Genomic DNA, 21,360 nt, shown 5'->3' with positions numbered 1-21,360 from the left:
TCTCGACCCCAAGGAACTGAGACAACTCATGAGCCTCACGTACACAGCCGGCTCCCTGGTCGCCGCCCGTGGCCGGGAATGGGTGGTGCTTCCGGAGAGCGCCCCCGACATGCTGGTGCTGCGCCCGCTGGGTGGGAGCGAGGACGACGTCGCGGCCGTCTTCCCCGCCTTCGAGGAGGTCCGTCCGGCGGAGTTCGCGGCGCCGTCCGCGACCGACCTGGGCGACCAGCGGGCCGCCGGCCTGCTGCGGACGGCGCTGCGCATCGGGTTCCGTTCGGGCGCGGGACCGTTCCGTTCGCTGGCGTCGATCGCCGTGGAGCCCCGGGCCTACCAGCTGGTGCCGCTCCTCATGGCGCTGCGGCAGCGCACGGTCCGGCTGCTGATCTCCGACGACGTCGGCATCGGCAAGACGGTCGAGGCCGGCCTGATCGCCAAGGAGCTCCTGGCGCAGGGCGAGGCGACCCGGCTCGCCGTGCTGTGCTCCCCCGCGCTGGCCGAGCAGTGGCAGGCCGAGCTGCGGGAGAAGTTCGGCATCGACGCCGAACTGGTCCTGGCCTCCACGGTATCGCGGCTGGAACGGGGCCTCGAACTGGGCCAGTCCCTCTTCGACAAGCATCCGTACACGATCATCTCGACGGACTTCATCAAGTCGACCCGGCACCGCGAGGACTTCGTCCGGCACTGCCCCGACCTGGTGATCGTCGACGAGGCGCACTCCTGCGTCGCGGCGGACGACACCGCGCAGAGCGGTACGTCGGCGGCGAACCAGCTGCGGTACGAGCTGCTGCGCCGCGTGTCGGCCCAGGAGGACCGACACCTGCTGCTCCTGACGGCGACCCCGCACTCCGGCAAGGAGTCCGCGTTCCGCAACCTGCTCGGCCTGGTGCGGCCGGAGCTGGCCACGCTCGACCTGGAGTCCCCGGCGGGGCGAGCGAAGCTGGCGGAGCACTTCGTGGCCCGCAAGCGCGCCGACGTCCGCGAGTACCTCACCAAGGAGGACGGCCTCGTCGACGACTCCCTCGCGGAGCGGACCGCGTTCCCGTCGGACCGCTGGACGAAGGACGAGCCGTACAAGCTGACGCCGGCCTACCGGGCGCTCCTCGACGACGCCATCGCCTACGCCCGGGACCGGGTGGCGGCCGCCGGCGAGCAGGGCAAGCGGGAGGCGCGGATCGCCTGGTGGTCGGTGATCGCCCTGCTGCGGTCGATGGTGTCCTCGCCGGCCGCCGCCGCGCAGACCCTGAAGACCCGCTCCGAGTCGGCCGCCGCCCGCACCGCCCAGGAGGCGGACGCCCTGGGCGCCCCGGTGGCCTCCGACTCCGCCGAGAACGACCGCATGGAGGGCATGGACGTCGCCCCGGGCGCCGCCGAGTCGGAGGAGGCCGGCGCCAGGCTCCTCGAACTGTCCGAGCGGGCCGCCGCGCTGACCGGCCCGGCCGAGGACGCGAAGCTGAAGGCGCTCACCCGGCACCTGAAGGGCCTGATCGCGGACGGCTACCACCCGATCGTCTTCTGCCGCTACATCCCCACCGCCGAGTACCTGGCCGCGCAGCTGGAGGGGAAGCTCGGCAAGAAGACCCGGATCGCCGCGGTGACCGGCACGCTCTCCCCGCAGCAGCGCCTGGAGCGGATCGAGCAGCTCGCCGCCGGTGCTCCCGAGGATGCCGGCGACCCGGCGGTCCGCCGGGTCCTGATCGCCACCGACTGCCTCTCCGAAGGCGTCAACCTCCAGCACCACTTCGACGCCGTCGTCCACTACGACCTGGCGTGGAACCCGACCCGGCACGACCAGCGGGAGGGCCGTGTCGACCGGTACGGGCAGAAGCGTGACCAGGTCCGCGTCATCACCATGTACGGCGAGGACAACGGCATCGACGGCAAGGTCCTGGAGGTGCTGTTCAAGAAGCACCGGCAGATCCTGAAGGACCTGGGCATCTCGGTCTCCGTCCCCGACGAGACCGCGTCCGGCGTCACGGACGCGGTGGTGGAGTGGCTGCTGCTGCACGGCCGGCAGGGCAGCCAGGAGAGCCTGTTCGACCTGGACGGCCACCAGGAGTCCTTCGACCGCATCGAGCGCGAGTGGAACTCGGCCGCCGAGCGCGAGAAGACGTCCCGGTCCAAGTACGCCCAGCGCGCGATCCACCCGGAGGAGGTGGCCCGCGAGGTCGCAGCCGTGCGGGCCGCGCTCGGCGGCGCCGACGAGGTCCGCGGCTTCGCCCTGGACGCGCTGCGCGACCTGGACGCCCTGGTCCGCGACCCGCGCGACGGCACCGGCGACTTCACCGTCCAGACCGGCGGCACCCCGGCCGGTCTGCGGGACGCGCTCGCCGCCACGCTCGGCGGGCGGATCGTGGAGGAGGACCGGGAGATCCCGTTCCGTACGAGTCCGGCGATCGCCCGCGGCGAGGTGGCCCTGGTCCGTACGGATCCGGCGATCGGCGCCGTCGCCGCGTACGTCCTGGACTCGGCGCTCGACGCGAACACCCCCGGCCCCCGCCCGGCCCGCCGCTGCGGCGTGGTCACCACGAACGCGGTGAAGGTCCGCACCACGCTCCTCCTGGTCCGCTACCGCTTCCACCTGACGCTGCCGTCCCGCACGGGCGAGCGGCAGCTGGTCGCGGAGGATGCCCGGCTCCTCGCGTACGAGGGCGTGCCGGCGCGTGCCCGCTGGCTGGACGACGACGCCGCGGCCGCCCTCCTGAAGGCCGGGGCGACGGCCAGTACGCACGAGCAGGCCGCCCGCAACCACATCGCCAAGGACCTCGCCGGCCTGCCCGACCTGGCCGGACACCTCACCGCGTACGGCACCCGGCTCGCCGCCGAGCTCGACGCCTCGCACCGTCGGGTCCGCAAGGCGAACGAGGAGATCGTCCGCGGCCTGAAGGTCGTCCCGCAGGAGCCCGCCGACGTCCTCGGCGTGTACCTCTACCTTCCCCCCGTCGCGTCCGCCCCCACCGTGTCCGGAGCCGAAGCCTGATGTCCGCCGCCACCCGCAACGCCCTGGCCTTCACCGCCGTCACCCCGGTCGGCGGCCTGCTCCCCTCCGACATGCTGCTGCGCATCGCGGAGGCCCGGAACCTGCCGGGCACCAAGCCCGCCGACTACGGCCTGCCGGCCGCGGTGCCGGTACGGAACGAGGCCGAGCGCGCCTGGGAGTACCTGAAGCCACTCTGGCGCGACCTGCGCGCCGCCCTGCCCCCGGACCCGGCGACCGGCGCGCCCGCCGCCGACCCGACGGGCCGCGCCGGCACGGACTGGCTGGCGCAGCTCTTCCGCAAGCTGGACTTCGGCGCGCTGACCGAGGTCGGCGCGGCCGGCGTCCCGGCGGACTCCGACCCGGAGAAGCGCTTCCCGGTCTCCCACCGCCACGGCCCGGCCCTCGTCCACCAGGTTCCCTGGAACCAGGAGCTCGACAAGCGCCCGGCGCCCGGCCAGGTCCCGCCCCAGTCGATGGTCCAGGACTGTCTGAACCGCACCGAGGCCCACCTGTGGGCGGTCGTCACCAACGGCCGCCGGCTGCGGCTGCTGCGCGACTCGTCGTCCTTCTCCACCGCCGCCTACGTCGACTTCGACCTGGAAGCCCTCTTCGACGGAGAGCTGTTCAGCGAGTTCGTCCTCCTGTACAGCCTCCTGCACGCCTCCCGCTTCGCCGTACCCGAGGGGACGGCGGCATCGGGGTGCTGGCTGGAGAAGTGGCGCGCCGAGGCCGTCACCTCCGGCACCCGCGCCCTGGACCAGCTGCGCCTGGGCGTCCAGAACGCCCTCACGGTCCTCGGCACCGGCTTCCTGCGCCACCCCGACAACTCCGCGCTGCGCGAGGACACCGACCCGAAGGCACTCCGGGACGCCCTGCTGCGCCTGGTCTACCGGCTGCTTTTCGTCTTCGTCGCCGAGGACCGGGACGCGCTGCTCGACCCGAAGGCCGACGCGCGGGCGCGGGAGGCGTACGAGCGGTACTTCTCCTCCGCCCGCCTGCGCGAGCGCGCCCGCCGCCGCCAGGGCACGGCCCACGGCGACCAGTACGAGGCCCTCCGCATCGTCCTCGAAGCCCTCGGCACGGAGGGCGGCCGCCCCGAGCTGGCCCTGCCCGGCCTCGGCGGCCTGTTCTCCCGCACGGACGCCGACGCCCCGCTCGACGGCCTGAAGCTGTCCAACGAGTCGCTGCTCTCCGCCGTACGGCACCTCGCCCAGGTCCGCGACCCGGGTGCGCGCCGCTGGCGGCCGGTGGACTACCGGCACCTGGACGCCGAGGAGCTGGGCTCGGTGTACGAGTCCCTGCTCGAACTGGAACCGAAGCACTCGGCGGCGGACCGCAGCTTCGAGCTGGTGGAGGTGGCGGGGAACAGTCGCAAGACAACGGGCAGTTACTACACCCCGTCCTCGCTGATCGAGTGCCTGCTCGACACGACGCTGGACCCGGTCCTGGACGACGCCGTGAAGCGGGGCGAGCAGCGGGCCACCGCCGCCGGCCGCCCCGACCCGGCCGAGGACATCGTCGAGGAGCTGCTGTCCCTCACGGTCTGCGATCCGGCGTGCGGCTCCGGCCACTTCCTCGTCGCGTCGGCCCGGCGGATCGCCAAGCGGGTCGCCTCGGTACGGGAGCACAACCCGGAGCCGACCGAGGCCGCCATGCGGCACGCCCTGCGCGAGGTCGTCGCCCGCTGCATCTACGGCGTCGACCTCAACCCGATGGCCGTGGAGCTGGCAAAGGTCTCCCTGTGGCTGGAGGCCATGGAGCAGGGCACGGCCCTCGCCTTCCTCGACGCCCACGTGAAGTGGGGCAACGGCCTGATCGGCGCGACCCCGAAGCTCCTCGCGGGCGGCATCCCCGACGACGCGTTCAAGCCCATCGAGGGCGACGACCGGAAGCACGCGTCCGCGCTCGTGAAGCGCAACAAGGCGCAGCGGGGCGGCCAGGACGAGCTCCTGTTCGACACGGAGCCGCTGCCGGGGAACGAACGGTACGCCGCCGAGCTGTCCCTGATCACCAGGGCCCCCTCCAAGCTCCTGGAGCAGGTGCGGGAGCAGGAGTCCGCCTACCGCGAGTACACCGAGTCGACCTCGTACGTCCAGGACCTCCACGCCGCCGACGCCTGGTGCGCCGCCTTCGTGTGGCCCAAGCACGCGGGGGCGCCGGAGGCGCCGACGGACCAGGTCTTCCGCGCCCTGCGGGGCCGCGACCAGTCCTCGGTGCCGGACGCGACCCACGAGGAGATCCTGAAGCTGCGGGACCAGTACCGGTTCTTCCACTGGCACCTGGAGTTCCCGGAGGTGTTCGCCGTCCCGGAGTCGGGGGCGGGTGTGCAGGCGGGGACGGGGTGGGCCGGCGGGTTCGACGCGGTGGTGGGGAATCCGCCGTGGGAGCGGGTGAAGCTCCAGGAGCAGGAGTTCTTCGCACAGCGGGACCCGCGGATCTCCGGGGCCACAAACGCGGCCGCACGGAAGCGGCTCATCGCGGAGTTGAAGAATGACCGCGATGGGGAGCGGCTGTACGCGGAGTTCGAGGCCGCGAAGCGGCGGTCTGAGGGCGAGAGCCACTTCTTGCGCGTCAGCGACCGGTTCCCGCTGACGGGGCGCGGTGACATCAACACGTACGCCGTGTTCACGGAGATGGACCGGGTGCTGACGGGGCCTCGGGGGCGGACGGGGGTGATCGTCCCTACGGGGATCGCTACGGATGCGACGACACAGTTCTTCTTCAAGGACCTGGTCACCAAGGGCCGCCTCGTCGCGCTGTACGGCTTCGAGAACGAGGACAAGGTCTTCCCCGGCGTCCACCACAGCGTGAACTTCGCCCTGTTCTGCATGGCAGGCTCCGGTTCTCCTGATGCCCCGATCTCCATCGCCTTCCGGGTACGCCAGACCGAGCAGATCTCCGAGCGTTCCTATCACCTGACGGGCCGCGACATTCAGCTCCTCAACCCGAACACCGGAACGTGCCCGGTGTTCCGGAGCCGCAGGGACGCCGAGATCACACTGGGGATCTACCGCCGCGTGCCGGTACTGATCGACCAGACGAAGAAGTCGGACGGGAACCCCTGGAACGTCTCGTTCATGACCATGTTCCACATGTCGAACGACTCCCACCTGTTCCGCCCCGCCGCTCAGAACAACGAGACGCTCGACGATCTCCTCAAGGCCGACTGGAGCCTCGTCGGCAACGTCCTCACCCGTGGTGAGGAGCGCCTGCTCCCGTTGTACGAGGCGAAAATACTCCACCATTACGACCACCGCTTCTCCACCTACGAGAACGCCACGGAGAAGCAGCTCGCCGTGGGCACCCTCCCGCGCTTCACCGTGGAGCAGCACCAGGACGTCTCCGCCGTACCGCTGCCGCGCTACTGGGTGCCGGAGCAGGATGTTCCGACCGGCGAGGTCGACAAGAACGGCAAGCCGATCCTGGAGCCGGGCGTCTACAGTCGTCTGGCCGCCAAGGGATGGGACCGGGAGTGGGTCTTCGGATGGCGTGATATCTGCCGCGCGAGCGATGAGCGCACGCTGATCGCGGCAGCTGCTCCGGCCCACGGTTTCGGCCACCCCTATCCTTTGGCCTTCCCCGCTTCGCCGGACCATGCCCCTCTGCTCTCCGCCGTCTGGTCCTCCATGGCCTGCGACTACGCCGTCCGCCAGAAGATCGGCGGTACACACCTCACCTACGGCTACATGCAGCAGATGCCGGTCCCCACCCCCGACCAGCTCGCCCCCCACGCGGAGTTCATCACCCCCCGCGTCCTCGAACTCACCTACACCGCAGCCGACATGGCCCCCTTCGCCCGCGATCTCGGCGACACCGGCGCCCCCTTCATCTGGGACACCGACCGCCGTGCCGTCATCCGGGCCGAGCTGGACGCCCTGTTCTTCCACCTCTACGGGATCACCCGTGAGGACACTGCCTACATCCTCGACACCTTCAACGTCACCCGGGACAACGACGTGAAGGTGCACGGCGAGTACCGCACCAAGAACCTCATCCTCGCCGAGTACGACCGCATGGCCGCCGAGGGCCTGACCGGCTACCGGTCCGCCCTCACCCCGCCCCCCGGCCAGGGGCCCCGCCACAGCAACTGACCCACCCCCGGGGCGGCCTCCTCCACAGCCGCCCCGGGTCCTCCCACGGACAACACCCCCCACCGCACGGTTTCACCCCCGTGCCGGTCGCCGTGCCCTGAAAACTGCCGTCACCGTCGAAACGGAGAACCCCTTGAGCACTCACGCGGCCTCGTTGTCCGAGCTCCCGCCCTCGATGAGCGCGTACGAGGAGCAGGTCTGGAAAGCCCTCAACGAGCACTGGGAGCGCCGCAACAACCGCCGTGGTCTGCCGAAGTGGGCGAGCAACGCGCTCGATCGCACCGGGGAGGCCACGGGAAACGCGGGGCGTCGGGTCAAGGAGGCCGTGCCGGAGGCGGTCAAGAAGCCGATGCGCCGTGCGGGCGACGCGCTCTCCGACGCGGCCCTGCGGCCGGCGGTCGCGGGGGCGACGGCGCTGCTCGACCTGGTCAACGACTGGGCGTTGGAGCTCAACGACCCGAAGACCGTCGAGAAGCTCGCCCGTAAGCGGGGGCTCGACATCGACAGCTTCACCGAACTGCGGGAGCAGGACCTCAAGGCCTGCGACCGGCTGCTGAGCGCCAACACGATGAAGTGGCGGACCGCCGGCGCGTTCGAGGGCGGGGCCATGGGCCTGCTGGCGATGGTTCCCGTCGCCGGCATCCCCGCCGCGATGACGGCGGACATCCTCGTGATCCAGGTCCTGAGCGCGTCGATCGCCTCGCGCATCGCGTACTCGTACGGCTACGACGCCAAGGACCCCGACGAGCAGCTCTTCATCCAGCGCCTGGTGCACCAGTCCTTCATGGCGCAGGTGGCCAAGGCCGAGCCGCTGAACAAGACCGCCCAGGCGGCTCAGGCGCTCAAGGGGCGCGTGAACTGGTCGGACAAGCTCCGCGCCGACCACAAACTCGCCGCCGCTCTGGAGAAGTTGATGCAGCACCTGAGCCCGGCGGGCTCCAAGGTGTCGGTCAAGAGCGTCGCCAAGGTCGTGCCGTTCGTCGGCGTCGTCATCAGCGCCGGTCTGAACGCCGCCGTTCTCGGCCGCGTGGCCTCCGAGGCCCAGCGGTACTGCCAGACTCGCTTCCTGTGCGAGAAGTACGGGCTGCCGATGCCGGCCGCGCTGGTGTCCTACCAGGACGACGGCCCCGAGGAGGACGCCCCGTAAAGGCAAACGCCCCCGCCATGGCCCCTCCCTCTGGAGAATGAAACACATGATTCACGAGTTATCGGATGCCCAGGCCGCCGCGTTCCGCTCCCATGGCTCCGTCGTCATCGAGGCGTACCTGGAGTCCAAGGGCTGGCGGCGGAACCTCGGTGACGGTCCGCGCACCATCTGGTACCGCCAAGAAGTCGCACGAGACCTCTGTCCGTACTGCGACGGCGATGAGGGCTCCCTCGTGGACGCCCCCTCCTGCCCCGTTCACGACCTCGCCACGTGGGTTCTGGCATGGCCTTGCGGTAACGGAGCCACGGCGCACGATGTCCTGCGCACCTTGTGCCGCGCGGAAGGCCGCACCCCGGAGGAGATCCTTCACGCACTCGCCCTGCGTGACCGCGATGAGGTCAGAGCGCGGTGCGCCACTCCACTGTGGCAGCAGATGCCCGACCCCGATCTGGGTATGGAGCTCTTCGACACGCTCAGGAGGGTTCTGGACCTGTCAGCGGGTCAGGACACCGAAAAGCACCCGTATGAGGCGCGCCTGATCTCTGAGGACGAGGTGCTCTTCACTTTTCCCCACGAAGAGCCTCCGACGATCGACGGCCCGCCCTCACCCAGCCGAGAGGCCGCATGTCTTCTCCTCTCCGCCGCCCAGAACGAGGTGGCAGGCCCCAGTGACCGCAGCACTCACGTGGCGACGAGGTACGCCACCGGCGAGTGGGCCACCGTGGAGGTCATGGGCCCGGAGGATCTCCCGCCGTGCACTCCCCTCGAAGCCGCGATGAGTTCGCTCGTCCACCAGTTCAACCTCGTGGGCTGGACGCTCGACAGGGCGCTCCCTGCACGGTCGCCCTCCTAGACACCACCCACTCCGGCCCGGGCCACACCGTGAGGGCCGCCTGTCGCGCCTCCGGGCCAACCCCATCACGTGACTGCCGCACTCGTACAAGCACTTCCGTCCACCACCCTCGTCTGTTTCGACCACCAGAGGACTTGACCATGACCGACATGACCGGCAGACCGGCCCCGGGGGACGACAAGCCCGCCGAGCCGACGTCCTTCGTCCCCACCCAGCTGCCGCCCGCGCCCACCACGCCTCCACCCGTCCCGGCTCCGGCACCCACGGCACAACGCCGCCTCGCGAAGGCACCCTTCATCGCGGTCGCGCTCTGCGCCGCCCTGCTCACCGGTGCCGCCGGCTTCTGGTGGGGAAGCAACGGCGCCGCCGACTCGGCCGGGCCGCTGGACCACGTCGAGATATCCGGCGGCGAGCTGACCGAGGGGGGCGCCGACAGCGACTGCGACGACTCCGACAGCTTCAGCTACAACGACTGCGACACGGATACCACGTACACCTTCAAGTACAAGGTCAAGAACGAGGGCGACGATCTCGCCAACTACTCCGCCGTGGTCAATGCCTTCGACGAGGACGGGAACTTCCTCGGCCAGACGTACATCGCGGCTCGCCATCTGGCCCCCGGCAAGACGGATTCCGACGAGGGCGAGTTCAACGAGTACTCGACGCTCGAAGGCGACAGCGAGCTCTCGGACATCGCCACCGTGAGGCTCGCCCACGTGGAACGCACCACACTCGCCAACTGACCCCGAGACGCGACACGCTCGGCCGGATAAGAGCCGGTGTGCCGCTGCGGCAGCGGCACACCGGTCGTTCCGTCGGTCAGTTCCCCGCCACGAACCTCACGAAGGGCTCCCACTCCGCGCGCCACGGCGAAGGCCGGGTGGGTCAGGTCCTTGGAGTCCCGCACGTGAAAAGCCTGTTCGGCGTCCGCGATCTCCACGCAGCTGTCGTCCTGGTTGCCGCTGTGGCTGGACTTGCACCAGGCGAGTTCCGTCGTACTGCTTTCGTGTCGGAGATCAGACGCCCGTTCCGCTGCCCTTCGGAGTATCCGAGCCGTCGGCCGTCCGGAGTCTCCAGCAGCTGCACCGGCCCGTCCAAGCACCCGTGGAACTCCAGATTCATCGGCGCCACCTGAAACGTCACGTTGCGCGGAGCGGTCCGCTCGAGGGCGTGGTCCAGCATGCTCGCATGCGCCTCCGCCCCGTCCGGCCGGCGTCGGAACACGTGCTCCTCCACGATGAAGCTGAACGGTACGATCGGCCGTTCCCGCATCCGCTGCCGCTCCATCCGGGCGGTGAGCTGGTCCTCGGTCTGCTCGCCGGTTAGCAGCGGGATGCTGTTGTCGAACACCGCCCGCGCATACGCCTCCGACTGCAGCAGCCTCGGCACCAGCCGGCACTCCTACGTGCACAGGCTGACCGCTTCCCGTTCGAGCCGGGCCCAGCGGCGGAACCAGGCGGCAAGGCCGGCCTCGCCGCGGCTGAGGTGGCGGGCGGCCCGCTTCAGGGTGCCCGTGTTGCCGAGGGCTTCCTCCGCGCGGTCGATGAACGCCTCGTCGGGCATGCGGCGGCCCAGTTCGCCCGGTTCCACGGTGTGCTTGGAGCAGCGGACGAGGGCGGCGAGGCCCGCCCGACTGCGGCCCACGTGCTCGCGCAGGGCCTGGACGACCGCGCCGAACGTGCGCAGACTGTCGGACGGACGGGGTTCCCGCGCCCATTCCCCGCCGGTGCCGTCCGGGTAACGACGGCCCCGCCATCTCCTCCTCAGCGAGGCTCATCCGCCGTCCCTTTCCTCCGTGCCGCGTCCGCGCCGGTGCGCGCATGTCGCTCGACTGCACGACTCAGCGTGGCGGGCCGCTCCGCGCACCGTCCGCCGACTCCGCGTACGAGGGCCGGCCCTCGCCCCGGGGCGTGACCGGACGCCACTCTGGCGTCATGAACCAGATCGTTCCCCAGCTGGCCCCGTCGGCCTGCAGCTTCGCCCCGCTCCTGTCGTCGACTCACCGCGGGGCGCGGCTCGCCCGGCTGCTCGCCGTCTCCTCCCCGCTTCCCAGGACCCCACGGAGCGTGCTGAGCCGGTCGTCACGAAGCTGGCCGCCAACGCCGTTGTCCACGGGCGCGTGCCCGGCCGAGGCTTCCGGCTGACGCTCCACTTCGAGCCGGAGACCGGACTGCTCCGCGTGGAGGTCACCGACGCCCGCGGGGAGTGCCTCCCCCGCCCCTCCCGCGAGCGCCGGCCGTTCTCCACCGGTGGTCACGGCCTCATGCTCGTCGCCGCGCTCGCCGACCGCCGGGAGACGGTTCTTCACCCGCCCGGCGGCAAGGCTGTCCGGGCCGTCCTGAGGCACCCGCTCCGACATCTCCCCTGCTGCGAGGCGACCGCCGCACCTGAGCGGAAGCCCCTTCGAGGCGAGATCCGGCCAAGGTCGACTACCCCGCCCGGAGCGCGTTGACACCGCCAACACACTTCCTTACGGTGGAACTTGTCACGGGGAAGCGAGGGGGGCGACAGCGCGTGCGGGTGGGCGAGACCAGGGGAACCGGCCGGGAGGTCACGGCGGAATCCCTGCTGGCCGCCGCCGAGCAGGCCTTCCTGAGGGGCGAGTTCGACGTCGTACGGCCGCTTCTCCAGCGACTCCGGAGCGAGTTCGGCGCACCTGAGACCAGTCCGGCCGACACCCGGTACGCCATCCTCCTCGCGGCGATGGCCGCACGAGCCGGGAACTGGCCGAAGGTGGTCCAGCTGTGCCCGGACGTGCCCGACGGGGCGGAGGCCGGGGTCGTCCACTTCCTCGCCGTGCACGCCCTCCGCGAGCTGGCGCGGGAGGACCAGCACGCGGACGCCGGGAACGCGGCGGTCGTGATCGTGCTGTGGGCATATCTCCTGGACGCGGACGACCCGGGCGGCTTCCGGGCACTGCTCACCGGACAGCGGGGCGAGCCCCTGCCCGACGCCCTCTGGGAGCAGGCCCTCGGCCAGCTGCGGGGACGCATCGCCGAACTGCTGCGCGCCCTGGACGCCCGGGCCGGACGAGACGTCCTCGCCGCCTGGCACACGGCTTGGGAGGCCGAGTGTGCGGACGGTGCGATCGTCCTCTCCGCCATCCCCACGGACGCCGGGCCGCACGCCCTGATCTCCCTCCTCGATGCCGCCTGGCACCTCGTCCACCACGGTCGCGGCGCCGACCTCCTCGCCGCCGACACCGCCCGCCTCTTCGACTTCGGCCTCTGGCCCGACGACACTCCCGCGCACCGCGCGCGCTCCGCCCCCCTGGCCCAGGCCCACGCGGACCGGGGGGCGGAGCACGTACGAGGCCACAGGTGGAGCGAGGCGCTCACCGACTTCGGTACGGCGGCACAGCTCGGGCACACGCTCACGCGCCATGACGAGGACGCCGTCGTCCGCGCCTGGCGGAGCGTCGGACGGAGCCGGAACGGGTACGGCAACGACTCCCTCGTGCGGATCGCCGGACTCGAACAGGCCTACGTGCTGCTGCCCTGCGACACCGCCCTGGCCACCGAACTGACCGACGAACTGGTACGGCGGGGCAGGGAGGTCGCCGGCACCGACCCCCAGGAGAGCCGGGACCTCTTCACGCGCGCCCTGGCCGTGACACCCGGGGACCCGCACGCCCGCGCGGGCCTCGACGACCATCTGAAGGCAGACCTGCGCCAGTTGCTCCGTGGGACGGACCAAGAAAAGGAGAAGGAGATCTCCGCCGGTGACGTGCGGAGCCTTCTCGCGCGGGACCCGGGCTGCGAACCGGCCCGGCGGTGGCTCAAGGACCATCACGAAGCACGGGGCGTGGCCGCCGCCGTCGGCGGACGGCCGGACGAAGCGAGGGACGCCGCGCGCGAGATGCTCCGGTACGCGGACCCGAGACCGTCACACAGCGAGGAGGACGTCGACAACGTCTTCGTGTTCCTGCTGCTCACCGCGGCCGGGCGCACCGACTCCCACAGTCGCGCAGGCCTGGAACACCGCGTCGAGCTCCTGAGCACGGCCGCGGCGGTCCCGACCCCTGTCCAGAGCCACACCCGACAGGACCTCCACGAGGCGGTTCTCCACCTGGCCGAGCACCTGGAGGCCGCCGGCGACGTGTCCGGCATCATCGGCCTGTTCCTCCGGGACCTGATGCGGACCGGTGTCAGCACCCGCTTCGACAGAATCGTGGAGACCGCCTACGCGCTCCGCGCCAGTGTGCGCAAGAAGGCGGGCGACCTCGGCGGGGCGGAGCGCGACCTCGCGTGCGCGGTGGCGATCGGCGACGGGCTGCCACTCCAGACCCCCCTCTTCGGCTCCGTCTCCCGCAAGCCCCGCCGCGACGACCCTCGACAGGACACCCTCTTTTGACCACCGGCATCCCCTCTCCGCGGTCCTCCGACGCCGAACCACCCCCGCTGCCCTGGTTCGGCCCCACCCTCCACGAGCTCCTGCCCGACGCCCCGCCCGGTACCAGGACCATGAGGCTCCGGACCCAGGCGGCCCGGGAGCTGGGTGCCGCTCGCACCCGGGGAGACGCGGCCCGGCATGCCCTCGTCGACCGGGCCTCCCGGAACGCCCACACGCCCGTCGACGCGCTCGTCGCCGAGATGCTCACACCGCCCCTGCCCCGCCCCGATCCCGAGGAACGCCCGTGACCGGTCCCGGCCCCCTCCCCGAAGGCCCCGGCGGCCCGCCGTCCGAGCTCGACAAGCTGCGGCGCAGGGTCGCCGCCCTGTCCGGCAAGCGCGACGAGGCCGAGGCCCGGCTGCACGCCCTGCTGGGTTCGCTGCTGTCGCTCGACGACGTGCTCGCCGACACCCGCCGCCGGGCCGGCGCCCTCCACGAGGCGCGGTCCGCCCGCGAGACGGCCTCGGCGGCCCTCGTGCTGGGCGAGCAGATCGAGGCGGCCCACCTGCTGCTGCGCGCCGAGTTCGCGCGGCACGACGTCGACCCGATGGACGCCGTCGGCAGGACCGCCGACCCGGCGGAGATGCGGGTCGTCGGCACGGAGCCGCACCCGAGCCTGCCGGGCGGCACCGTGCTGCGGGAGAAGGTCACCGGCTTCCGGCGCGGCTCCGCCGTCCTGCGGGCCGCGCAGGTGGTCGTCGCGGTGCCGGGGCCGGCGCCGGAGCCCGTGCCCGACCCCATGCAGGAACCCGGCCCCGTACGGACGCAGCCGCGGCGCACGACCCGCGCCCAGCGGCGGCTCCTCCGCAAGGCGTCAGCCGGGCGGGGGCGCCGGGCCTGCCGCGCCTGAGCGCGCCCCCGCTCCACCACCCGGTCCCGCCTCCGCCGTACCACGACGATCAGAAAGCCTCCCTTCATGCACCGGACCCTCGGCATCAACCTCGGCACCACCAACTCCGTCACGGCCTGGATGCGCGACGGCGTCCCCGTCGTCCTGCGCAACCGGGACGGCGGTCGGGCGACCCCCTCGGCCGTCGGGGTCGACCTCTCCGGCGGTCTGCTCGTCGGACAGGAGGCCCTCAACTGGCGTTCCGGCGACCCCGGTTCCGTGATCACGGAGGTCAAACGGCTGATCGGGCGGCGCTGGGACGACGCGCTCGTCCAGGAGGCGCTGAAGACCCGGCCCGAGGACGCCCCGCCCGTCCGGGAGAGCCCCGACGGGACGGTGGAGATCCGGCTCGGCGCGCACTGGCTCTCCCCCGTGCAGGTCTCCGCCGTCCTGCTCCGCCGGCTCAGGCAGGATGCCGAGGACGCGGCCGGGGTGCCGTTCCGGCGTGCGGTGATCACGGTGCCCGCGTACTTCGCCGAGCCGCAGTTCGCGGCGGTGCGCGAGGCCGGGCGGCTCGCCGGATTCCACGTGGCGCGGATCCTGCAGGAGCCGACGGCCGCCGCCCATGCCTTCGGGGTCCGGCCGGGCGAGGACGGGATCAAGGACTACGCCTCCGTGCTCGTCTTCGACCTGGGCGGCGGCACCTTCGACGTGTCGCTCCTGACGCTCGGGCCCGGCCACTTCGAGGTGGCCGCGCTGGGCGGGGACAACCTCCTCGGCGGTGCCGACTTCGACGCGCTGCTCGACGGGCACCTGCGGAACCTGATCGGCGGACGCGACCACGACGGGGACGGCGACGCCTCTCGCATCCGGGCCGCCGCCGAGCGGGCGAAGATCGAACTGTCCTCGCGGGAAACCTCCGAGGTGGTCCTCGCCCCGCTCGGCCGGCAGGGCGGCTCCTGGTCCGGAGCGGTGCGGCGCGGTGACTTCGAGGAACTCCTCACCGGCCACCTGCACCGCATGCGGGAGGCCGTCGAGGCCGTGCTGACCGGGTACAGCACGATGCCCGAGGACATCCAGCGGGTCCTGCTGGTCGGCGGATCCACCTTCGTCCCGGCGGTCCGACGCGCACTCCAGGACCTCTTCGGCGAGGAGACGGTGTCCGACGCGGTGGACCCCATGACGGCCGTCGCCCACGGCGCCGCCGTGGAGGCCGGACTCCTCGACACGCTCGGCTGCCCGTCCGAGAACTGCACTGTCGAGGGGATCCCCGTCGACTCCGATGCCTGCCCGGCCTGCGCCACCCCGCTGCTCGGCACGCCCACGGTCGACTGCCCCGGCTGCCACGTCCCCGCCCCCGAACTCGCCTCCGCCTGCCCCGTGTGCACCGCGGACCTGTCCGGGCTGCGCGCGACCGCCCCGGCCGCCGTCCCCGTCGTGTGCCCGGGCTGTGACCGGGACGACAACCCCGCCGGCGCGACTGTCTGCGGCGACTGCGACACGCCCCTGGACTCGGGCGGTCTGAAGTGCCCCGGCTGCTCCATGGTCAACGCCGCCGGCCTCAGCGCCTGCTCGAACTGCGGCGGCGACTTCGGCACCGCCCCCGCCCGGCAGGTCACGGCCCAGGACATCGGCGTCGAGCTGGAGGACGGTAGCGTGAAGGTCGTCTTCTCCGGCGGCACCCCGTACCCGACCGATTGGAAGAACGTCGACGGCCTCGTGATCCGCGGCGACGACAGCGCCTACGTGCGTTTCAGCTTCTGGGAGGGGCGGCACCTGCGCTCGGCGCAGCGCAACGAGTTCTGCGGCGGGCACGTCCACCACAGTGCCGAAGAGCTCCGGGGCGACCTGCCGCTCACCCTCCAGGCGCGCATCGACACCGACCGAACCATCGACCTGAGGTACCGCATCGGTGCCGAGGAATGGAGCAAGGCCGAACTGCGGCGCAGCCCGGTCTCCGCCGCCGTCGGCCGGAAGGCCGCCGCGCTCCAGTCCCGCTACACCGACTTCTTCAGCCACTGGGCGCGGGAGCTCACCCATGCCGAACGCGACGCGCTCACCGAGGTCGGGAACGACCTCGCGGCCCTCGCCCGCGGAGAGGGCGTGAGCCGCTCCCTCGACGGGTTCCTCGACTCCGCCCGCGACACCCTGGAGCTGTGCTTGCGGGCCCGGGACGCACAGGCCCTGACTGGGAACCTCGCCCGGGGCGGCCGCGGACTGCTGCCAGAGGAACGCCTGGCGGAATTGCGGAAGGTGGCCGAGGACGTCAAGGATGCACGCCGGTCGATGAACACCACCGAGATGCGGACGGCTGCGGAACGGGCGGAAGACCTCCTCACCCGCATCGACCCGACGATCCGCACCGCGGTCTCCGCCATCTGTCTCGCCGAGCAGGGCTCCTTCCCCGCCACCCTGCGCGCCGAGGTCATCGCCGCCAGGGACGCCCTGCGCAGCGCGGTGGCCGACGGCGGTCGGGACGCTCGGGACGCCCAGCTCGTCCGCCTCGGGCGACTCTGGGAGCAGGGCCGGAGCCAGTTCGCGGAGGAGGGCGGTTCCTCAGCCTCGGCGATCGTCCTGCCGTCCCGGCAGTGAGGCCGGGACGGGCGCGACGACGGTACGGGAGGAACTGAGACCGTCCACACGCATACGTTTACACAGTCAACGAATCTAACGTCTTTGAGCGCCACGAGTAAGCAGTGCATTGACAACGTCAACAAGTAGGGTGTGAAGCATCGCACAAGCCCGCCCGGAAGGTCATCCATGCCTCAGCACGAACCGCTCCCCGGCACGCCCGAGTTCCACCTCAGGCTTCCCAAAGGGGCCGGAACGGCACGCGGTCACCTTCTCACCGAGTTCGGCGGCAACGGCACGCACAAGTTCCTCCTGCGCGAGGGGTCCTCGGTCGCTTCCTCGGAATGGCCCGGGCTCGGCGACCACGCGCGGCGATCGCGGGCGGAGCTCCGGGAGGCCGGCGCGCTCGCCGACGCCCCGGGCACGCCCCTGCGCTGGGTGACGACCCGAGACATCGTCTGCAACTCCTCGTCCGCGGCCGCCGCACTGGCCTACGGTTACGACGCCTCCGGCCCCGAGTCCTGGCGGACCTCCGACGGCCACCCCCTCGCCGACTACCTCTCCACCGGCTGGCGAGCGCCGCGGAAAGCATGGCTGGTCCGTGGCTCCAACGTCTCGGGGCGCAACCTGGTGCGGCAGCTGTGGCTGAAAGAGGGGTACGTCACGCTCTCCGGGGCCCATCTGCCGCCGCTGCAGGAGAGCGACCCTACCAAGAGCACGCTGCGCCGCTTCGTCGAAGAGGGGTACGAGGGGGCGGCGTCGTACAACCAGAAACGCGGTCTCGTCGACGAACTCCACGCCTTCCTCACTCAGATGAGGGTGGGAGACACCGTGGCGACCATAAGCGACGGTCAGTTGTACATCGGGCGGATCACAGGAGAGGCCGCGCAGACCACGTCCCCCGGCGGGCTGTACAACCTGCGACGCACCGCTTCCTGGCTGCCCGTCGGCCACCCGTACGAGGAACTTCCCGAGGAGGTACAGCAGAAGCTCTCCGTACAGCACGACGTCGTCGACCTGACCGGCATCCTGGAGGCCCTGGAGGGTTTGACCGACGCCGGCACGGGCGACGGAACCAGCGTTGTTCGGCATCCCTCCGCCGACGCACCGGCGCAGCGGGAATCGACTCTTGCGGAGGTCACGGACGCCCTGACGGCCGAACTCCTCGTCCATGATCGGGGATGGCTGGAAGAAGTTCGTGAACTACTGATGGACGAACGCCAGTTGGTCTTGTACGGGCCACCCGGGACGGGAAAGACCTACCTCGCCCTGAAGCTGGCGGAGCACTTCGGCGGCGGACCCGAGCAAGTCAAGATCGTCCAATTCCATCCGTCCTACTCCTACGAGGACTTCTTCGAGGGCTTCCGTCCCGTGGAGGACCCCGAGACGCAAGAAGTGGCCTTCCGGCTGTCGGCGGGCCCGCTCCGGGAGCTCGCCGATCTCGCCTCCCGCGACGGCAACCGGCACGTCCCCCACTTCCTGATCATCGACGAGATGAACCGCGCCAACCTCGCGAAGGTCTTCGGCGAGCTCTACTTCCTGCTCGAGTACCGCAAGCGGTCCGTCCGCCTGACCTACTCCGGCGAGGACTTCGGGTTGCCGCCGAACCTCTTCGTGATCGGCACCATGAACACCGCCGACCGGTCCATCGCGCTGGTGGACGCGGCCATGCGTCGCAGATTCGCCTTCGTGGAACTGTCCCCCCGCACCGAACCCACCGCCGGCCTCCTCGACCGCTGGCTGGAACGCGAGGGCAAGGGCGACGAACCCGCACGCCTCCTGGACGCCCTCAACGCCCTCATCGGCGACCCCGACTTCGCCGTCGGCCCGTCGTACCTGATGAAGCCGGGCGTGTACCGCGACGGCGGTCTCGACCGGACGTGGCGCACGAAGATCCTGCCGCTCCTCGAGGAACACCACTATGGCGAGGGCCTCGACGTCGCCGGCCGCTACGGTCTCGACGCGCTGCGGAAGCGTCTGCCGTGAGCGAGGAAGAGGTATCCCTGCGCGAGCACGGCCCCGCCGTCTCCGTGCCGCTCGACGCCGGCACCGGGCAGGCCCTCGCCGCCGCCGGCGTGCTGCGAAGCGCGACCCCCGACCCAGCGCGGGCGGGAAACTGGCTCCTGAGGGCGGGGAGCAGAGTCGGCGCGATACGACTTCCCGGCGGCCCCGTCGTGCGGATCATGCCCAAGACACCGGTGACCCGCCTGTTCTTCCTGCTCGGCTTCAGCCTCGATCCGGCCCGAGCCTGGCACGACAGCAGGAAGGGCACCGTCGACACCGGAGGGCACGAGGACATCGTCCCCGCGCTCGCGCACGCCGTGGAACGGCAGATCGACGGGGCCCTGCGTCAGGGTGTCCTCCGGGGATACCGCACCGTCGAGGAAACCGCCCTGTTCGTGCGCGGACGCGTCCGCGAAGCCGACCAGGTCCGGCGGCATTTCGGCCGGACTCCGCCCGTCGAGATCAGCTACGACGCCTACACGGCCGATACCGCCGAGAACCGCCTCCTGCGTGCCGCTGTCGAACGGCTGCTTCGCCTGCCGGGGGTGACCTCGCCCGTCCGGCGGCGCCTCGCCCGTCAGCGCGTCCGCCTCTCAGGGGCCACTCCCCTCGTCCGGGGCGGGGAGCTGCCCCGCTGGCAGCCGTCCCGGCTCAACTCCCGCTACCAGCCGGCACTACGGCTGGCCGAAGCCGTGCTGCGCGGCATCTCTCCGGAACACCGGCCGGTCGACGCCGCCCCCCTCACCGTGGACGGCTTCCTGCTCGACATGAACAGGCTCTTCGAGGACTTCGTCACCGTCGGACTGCGCGAAGCCCTCCGGGACCACGGTCTGTTCGCACGCCTGCAGGATCCCCACCACCTCGACGCCGCCCAACGCGTGGGCATGCGCCCCGACCTCGTCGTACACACCGGTGACGGCCACACCCCGGTCGCCGTCGTCGACGCCAAGTACAAGGTCGAGAAGGCCGACGGGCTGCTCAACGCGGACCTCTACCAGGCGCTCGCCTACGCCACCGTCCTCGGACTGCGCGAGGCCCATCTGGTGTACGCGGCCGGTCGGGAACCCCTGCGCGTCCACGAGGTACGGGGGACGGAAGTACAGCTCTTCCAGCACAGCCTGGACCTCTCGCGACCGCCCGGGGACCTCCTGGCGATACTGGAAGGACTCGCCGGGCGACTGGCCGGGGCCACGCCACGTCCGTGACCACAAACCATCGCCGGGCGGGCAGGGGAGGACCCCATGACACGGCTCGCTTTCGCCCAGAGCTTCCGGGACGGCTACGAACCTTGGAGAAGCCGGTTCGCGCGGGAGTACGCAAGGCCATGGAGAAGTTCCAGGCCCTGAGCGCGGCCGAGCCCCACGCGGACAAGGGGCTGCGTCTGGAATCCGTCAAGAAGGACCGTGACACACGGATGCGAATCATCCGCGTCACCGACTTCTGGCGGGGCGTCGGCCTGGCTCCCGACGACGGCAGCGACGTCTTCCTGGCTTTATCGACGTCACACGACAGCGGTTGTCGACGGCCTTGGGAGGCACTCATCGCGCCCAGATCTCGATGTCGGCGAGAACGGAAGGAACTTGTCGGCACTCGGCAACGGCGGGACGAGGGCCGCAACCTACGCCCGTAGCCAGCGCTTTTGTCCCAGCCCTTGGGCGAGCGGCGCACGGCGTCTTGCCGGTCGGACACCGAGCTGTTGCCCGAAGCCATCGATATCCAGCACGGGCAGTGCCTCCCGAACCGCCCGAAAAACGCTGCTCCTCGTCATCGCCAGGGCCACGGGTCTTCCTCCCCCCTTCGCGGCGGCGTGTCGCCCACCAGGCGTCGTACGGAGGTCCCGTACAGGACCGACGGTCCCGGGACGGGCAAGACGGTGGCCGCCCTGCACCGGGTGAGGCACCTGCTGAACCGTTCCGCGGACAGCCGGATCCTGCTCACCACGTACACGAACGCGCTCGCCGTCGGACTGCGCGACATCCTCCGTCTGCTCCTCGACGAGGAGTCGTTCGCCCGGGTGGACGTGACGACGGTCGATGCCTTCGCCGGCGGGGTCGTGCGGTCGCACGGCTCGGCCGTACCCAGGCCGGTCGGGGACAGGGACCAGCAGCAGCTGTGGGAGAAGGTGGTCAAACAGCTGAACCTGCCGTTCATCGCGCAGTTCCTGGCACAGGAGTACCGTCACCTCGTCCTCGGCCAGGACCTGCGCACTCTCGTCGCGCCGCCGTCCCGTCTGGTCCCGACAACCTCTTCCTCACGGGTGACCCGCATCAGCGGACCTACGACCCCCGGGTGCCGCTCGGGTCCCTGGGCATCGCCACCACGGGTCGAAGCTTCCGGTTGCGCGTCAACTGCCGCTCCACCGAGGAGGTCCTCACCTGGTCTGCCGGCCTTCTCACCCCCGTCACCGTCGACTCTCTGGAGGGCGAGGGGACGGACTCGCTGACCGGGTGCCGCTCCCCCTCGCTCCCGCTTGACCGGCGCGGGCGGCGGTCGGTG

Annotated in this window: 11 protein-coding genes and 4 pseudogenes; 13 read left to right on the top strand and 2 right to left on the bottom strand. The window is 71.3% G+C overall.

What is annotated here, in order from left to right:
• Nucleotides 1–28: 28 nt before the first annotated feature.
• The 5 genes from AB0E83_RS11190 (at nucleotide 29) to AB0E83_RS11170 (ending at nucleotide 9,811) form a co-directional block, all read left to right on the top strand.
• Nucleotides 29–2,977: a DEAD/DEAH box helicase gene (locus tag AB0E83_RS11190; protein ID WP_362108957.1), complete on the top strand. Its 2,949-nt coding sequence runs from the start codon at nucleotides 29–31 to the stop codon at nucleotides 2,975–2,977.
• The gene (locus tag AB0E83_RS11185; RefSeq protein WP_362108955.1) at nucleotides 2,977–7,068 is read left to right on the top strand and encodes a DNA methyltransferase; all 4,092 of its coding nucleotides are present in this window, start codon (nucleotides 2,977–2,979) and stop codon (nucleotides 7,066–7,068) included. The genes AB0E83_RS11190 and AB0E83_RS11185 overlap by 1 nt, the downstream gene beginning before the upstream one ends.
• Before the next feature lie 133 nt (nucleotides 7,069–7,201).
• Entirely contained in the window at nucleotides 7,202–8,215 is a 1,014-nt protein-coding gene (locus tag AB0E83_RS11180; protein ID WP_362108953.1) for an EcsC family protein, read from the top strand.
• A gap of 46 nt (nucleotides 8,216–8,261) precedes the next feature.
• Nucleotides 8,262–9,068, top strand: coding sequence for a hypothetical protein (locus AB0E83_RS11175; RefSeq protein ID WP_362108951.1), 807 nt, complete (start codon nucleotides 8,262–8,264; stop codon nucleotides 9,066–9,068).
• Nucleotides 9,069–9,217: 149 nt separating this feature from the next.
• Nucleotides 9,218–9,811: a hypothetical protein gene (locus tag AB0E83_RS11170; RefSeq protein WP_362108949.1), complete on the top strand. Its 594-nt coding sequence runs from the start codon at nucleotides 9,218–9,220 to the stop codon at nucleotides 9,809–9,811.
• Between the two features lie 76 nt (nucleotides 9,812–9,887).
• Here AB0E83_RS11170 and AB0E83_RS11165 read toward each other — a convergent pair.
• Both AB0E83_RS11165 and AB0E83_RS11160 read right to left on the bottom strand, forming a co-directional pair.
• A pseudogene (locus AB0E83_RS11165) lies at nucleotides 9,888–10,116 on the bottom strand (DUF397 domain-containing protein).
• Nucleotides 10,077–10,835, bottom strand: a pseudogene (locus tag AB0E83_RS11160) (Scr1 family TA system antitoxin-like transcriptional regulator); the annotation flags it as partial. The pseudogenes AB0E83_RS11160 and AB0E83_RS11165, both read right to left, overlap by 40 nt.
• 753 nt (nucleotides 10,836–11,588) lie before the next feature.
• Between AB0E83_RS11160 and AB0E83_RS11155 the strand changes: the two are divergent.
• The 8 genes and pseudogenes from AB0E83_RS11155 to AB0E83_RS11120 all read left to right on the top strand — a co-directional run.
• On the top strand, nucleotides 11,589–13,421 hold the full coding sequence (locus AB0E83_RS11155; RefSeq protein WP_362108947.1) for a hypothetical protein: 1,833 nt from the start codon (nucleotides 11,589–11,591) through the stop codon (nucleotides 13,419–13,421).
• Complete coding sequence (locus AB0E83_RS11150; RefSeq protein ID WP_362108945.1) at nucleotides 13,418–13,708, top strand: hypothetical protein; 291 nt, start codon at nucleotides 13,418–13,420, stop codon at nucleotides 13,706–13,708. Before AB0E83_RS11155 ends, AB0E83_RS11150 begins: the two co-directional genes overlap by 4 nt.
• Nucleotides 13,705–14,310, top strand: a complete 606-nt coding sequence (gene grpE / locus AB0E83_RS11145) for a nucleotide exchange factor GrpE (RefSeq protein WP_362108943.1) — start codon at nucleotides 13,705–13,707, stop codon at nucleotides 14,308–14,310. The genes AB0E83_RS11150 and grpE overlap by 4 nt, the downstream gene beginning before the upstream one ends.
• Nucleotides 14,311–14,376: 66 nt before the next feature.
• Complete coding sequence (locus AB0E83_RS11140; RefSeq protein WP_362108941.1) at nucleotides 14,377–16,881, top strand: Hsp70 family protein; 2,505 nt, start codon at nucleotides 14,377–14,379, stop codon at nucleotides 16,879–16,881.
• Nucleotides 16,882–17,049: 168 nt separating this feature from the next.
• Nucleotides 17,050–18,846, top strand: a complete 1,797-nt coding sequence (locus tag AB0E83_RS11135) for a DUF4357 domain-containing protein (RefSeq protein ID WP_362108939.1) — start codon at nucleotides 17,050–17,052, stop codon at nucleotides 18,844–18,846.
• Nucleotides 18,843–20,069 carry a restriction endonuclease gene (locus AB0E83_RS11130; protein WP_362108937.1) on the top strand — a complete coding sequence of 409 codons (1,227 nt, stop codon included), beginning with the start codon at nucleotides 18,843–18,845 and terminating at the stop codon, nucleotides 20,067–20,069. Before AB0E83_RS11135 ends, AB0E83_RS11130 begins: the two co-directional genes overlap by 4 nt.
• Before the next feature lie 36 nt (nucleotides 20,070–20,105).
• Nucleotides 20,106–20,362 (top strand): annotated as a pseudogene (locus AB0E83_RS11125) (DNA helicase UvrD); the annotation flags it as partial.
• A gap of 281 nt (nucleotides 20,363–20,643) precedes the next feature.
• A pseudogene (locus AB0E83_RS11120) lies at nucleotides 20,644–21,321 on the top strand (UvrD-helicase domain-containing protein); the annotation flags it as partial.
• Nucleotides 21,322–21,360 lie beyond the last annotated feature (39 nt).

Origin of the sequence: Streptomyces sp. NPDC035033 (assembly GCF_040636735.1) — a bacterium.
Taxonomy (GTDB): Bacteria; Actinomycetota; Actinomycetes; order Streptomycetales; family Streptomycetaceae; genus Streptomyces.
This window is presented reverse-complemented; position numbering and strand designations above follow the sequence as displayed.

Coding starts and splice junctions, on each gene's coding strand:
- AB0E83_RS11175 (WP_362108951.1), top strand. CDS start 8,262: ATGATTCACGAGTTATCGGATGCCCAGGCCGCCGCGTTCCGCTCCCAT.
- AB0E83_RS11190 (WP_362108957.1), top strand. CDS start 29: ATGAGCCTCACGTACACAGCCGGCTCCCTGGTCGCCGCCCGTGGCCGG.
- AB0E83_RS11140 (WP_362108941.1), top strand. CDS start 14,377: ATGCACCGGACCCTCGGCATCAACCTCGGCACCACCAACTCCGTCACG.
- AB0E83_RS11170 (WP_362108949.1), top strand. CDS start 9,218: ATGACCGGCAGACCGGCCCCGGGGGACGACAAGCCCGCCGAGCCGACG.
- AB0E83_RS11185 (WP_362108955.1), top strand. CDS start 2,977: ATGTCCGCCGCCACCCGCAACGCCCTGGCCTTCACCGCCGTCACCCCG.
- AB0E83_RS11135 (WP_362108939.1), top strand. CDS start 17,050: ATGCCTCAGCACGAACCGCTCCCCGGCACGCCCGAGTTCCACCTCAGG.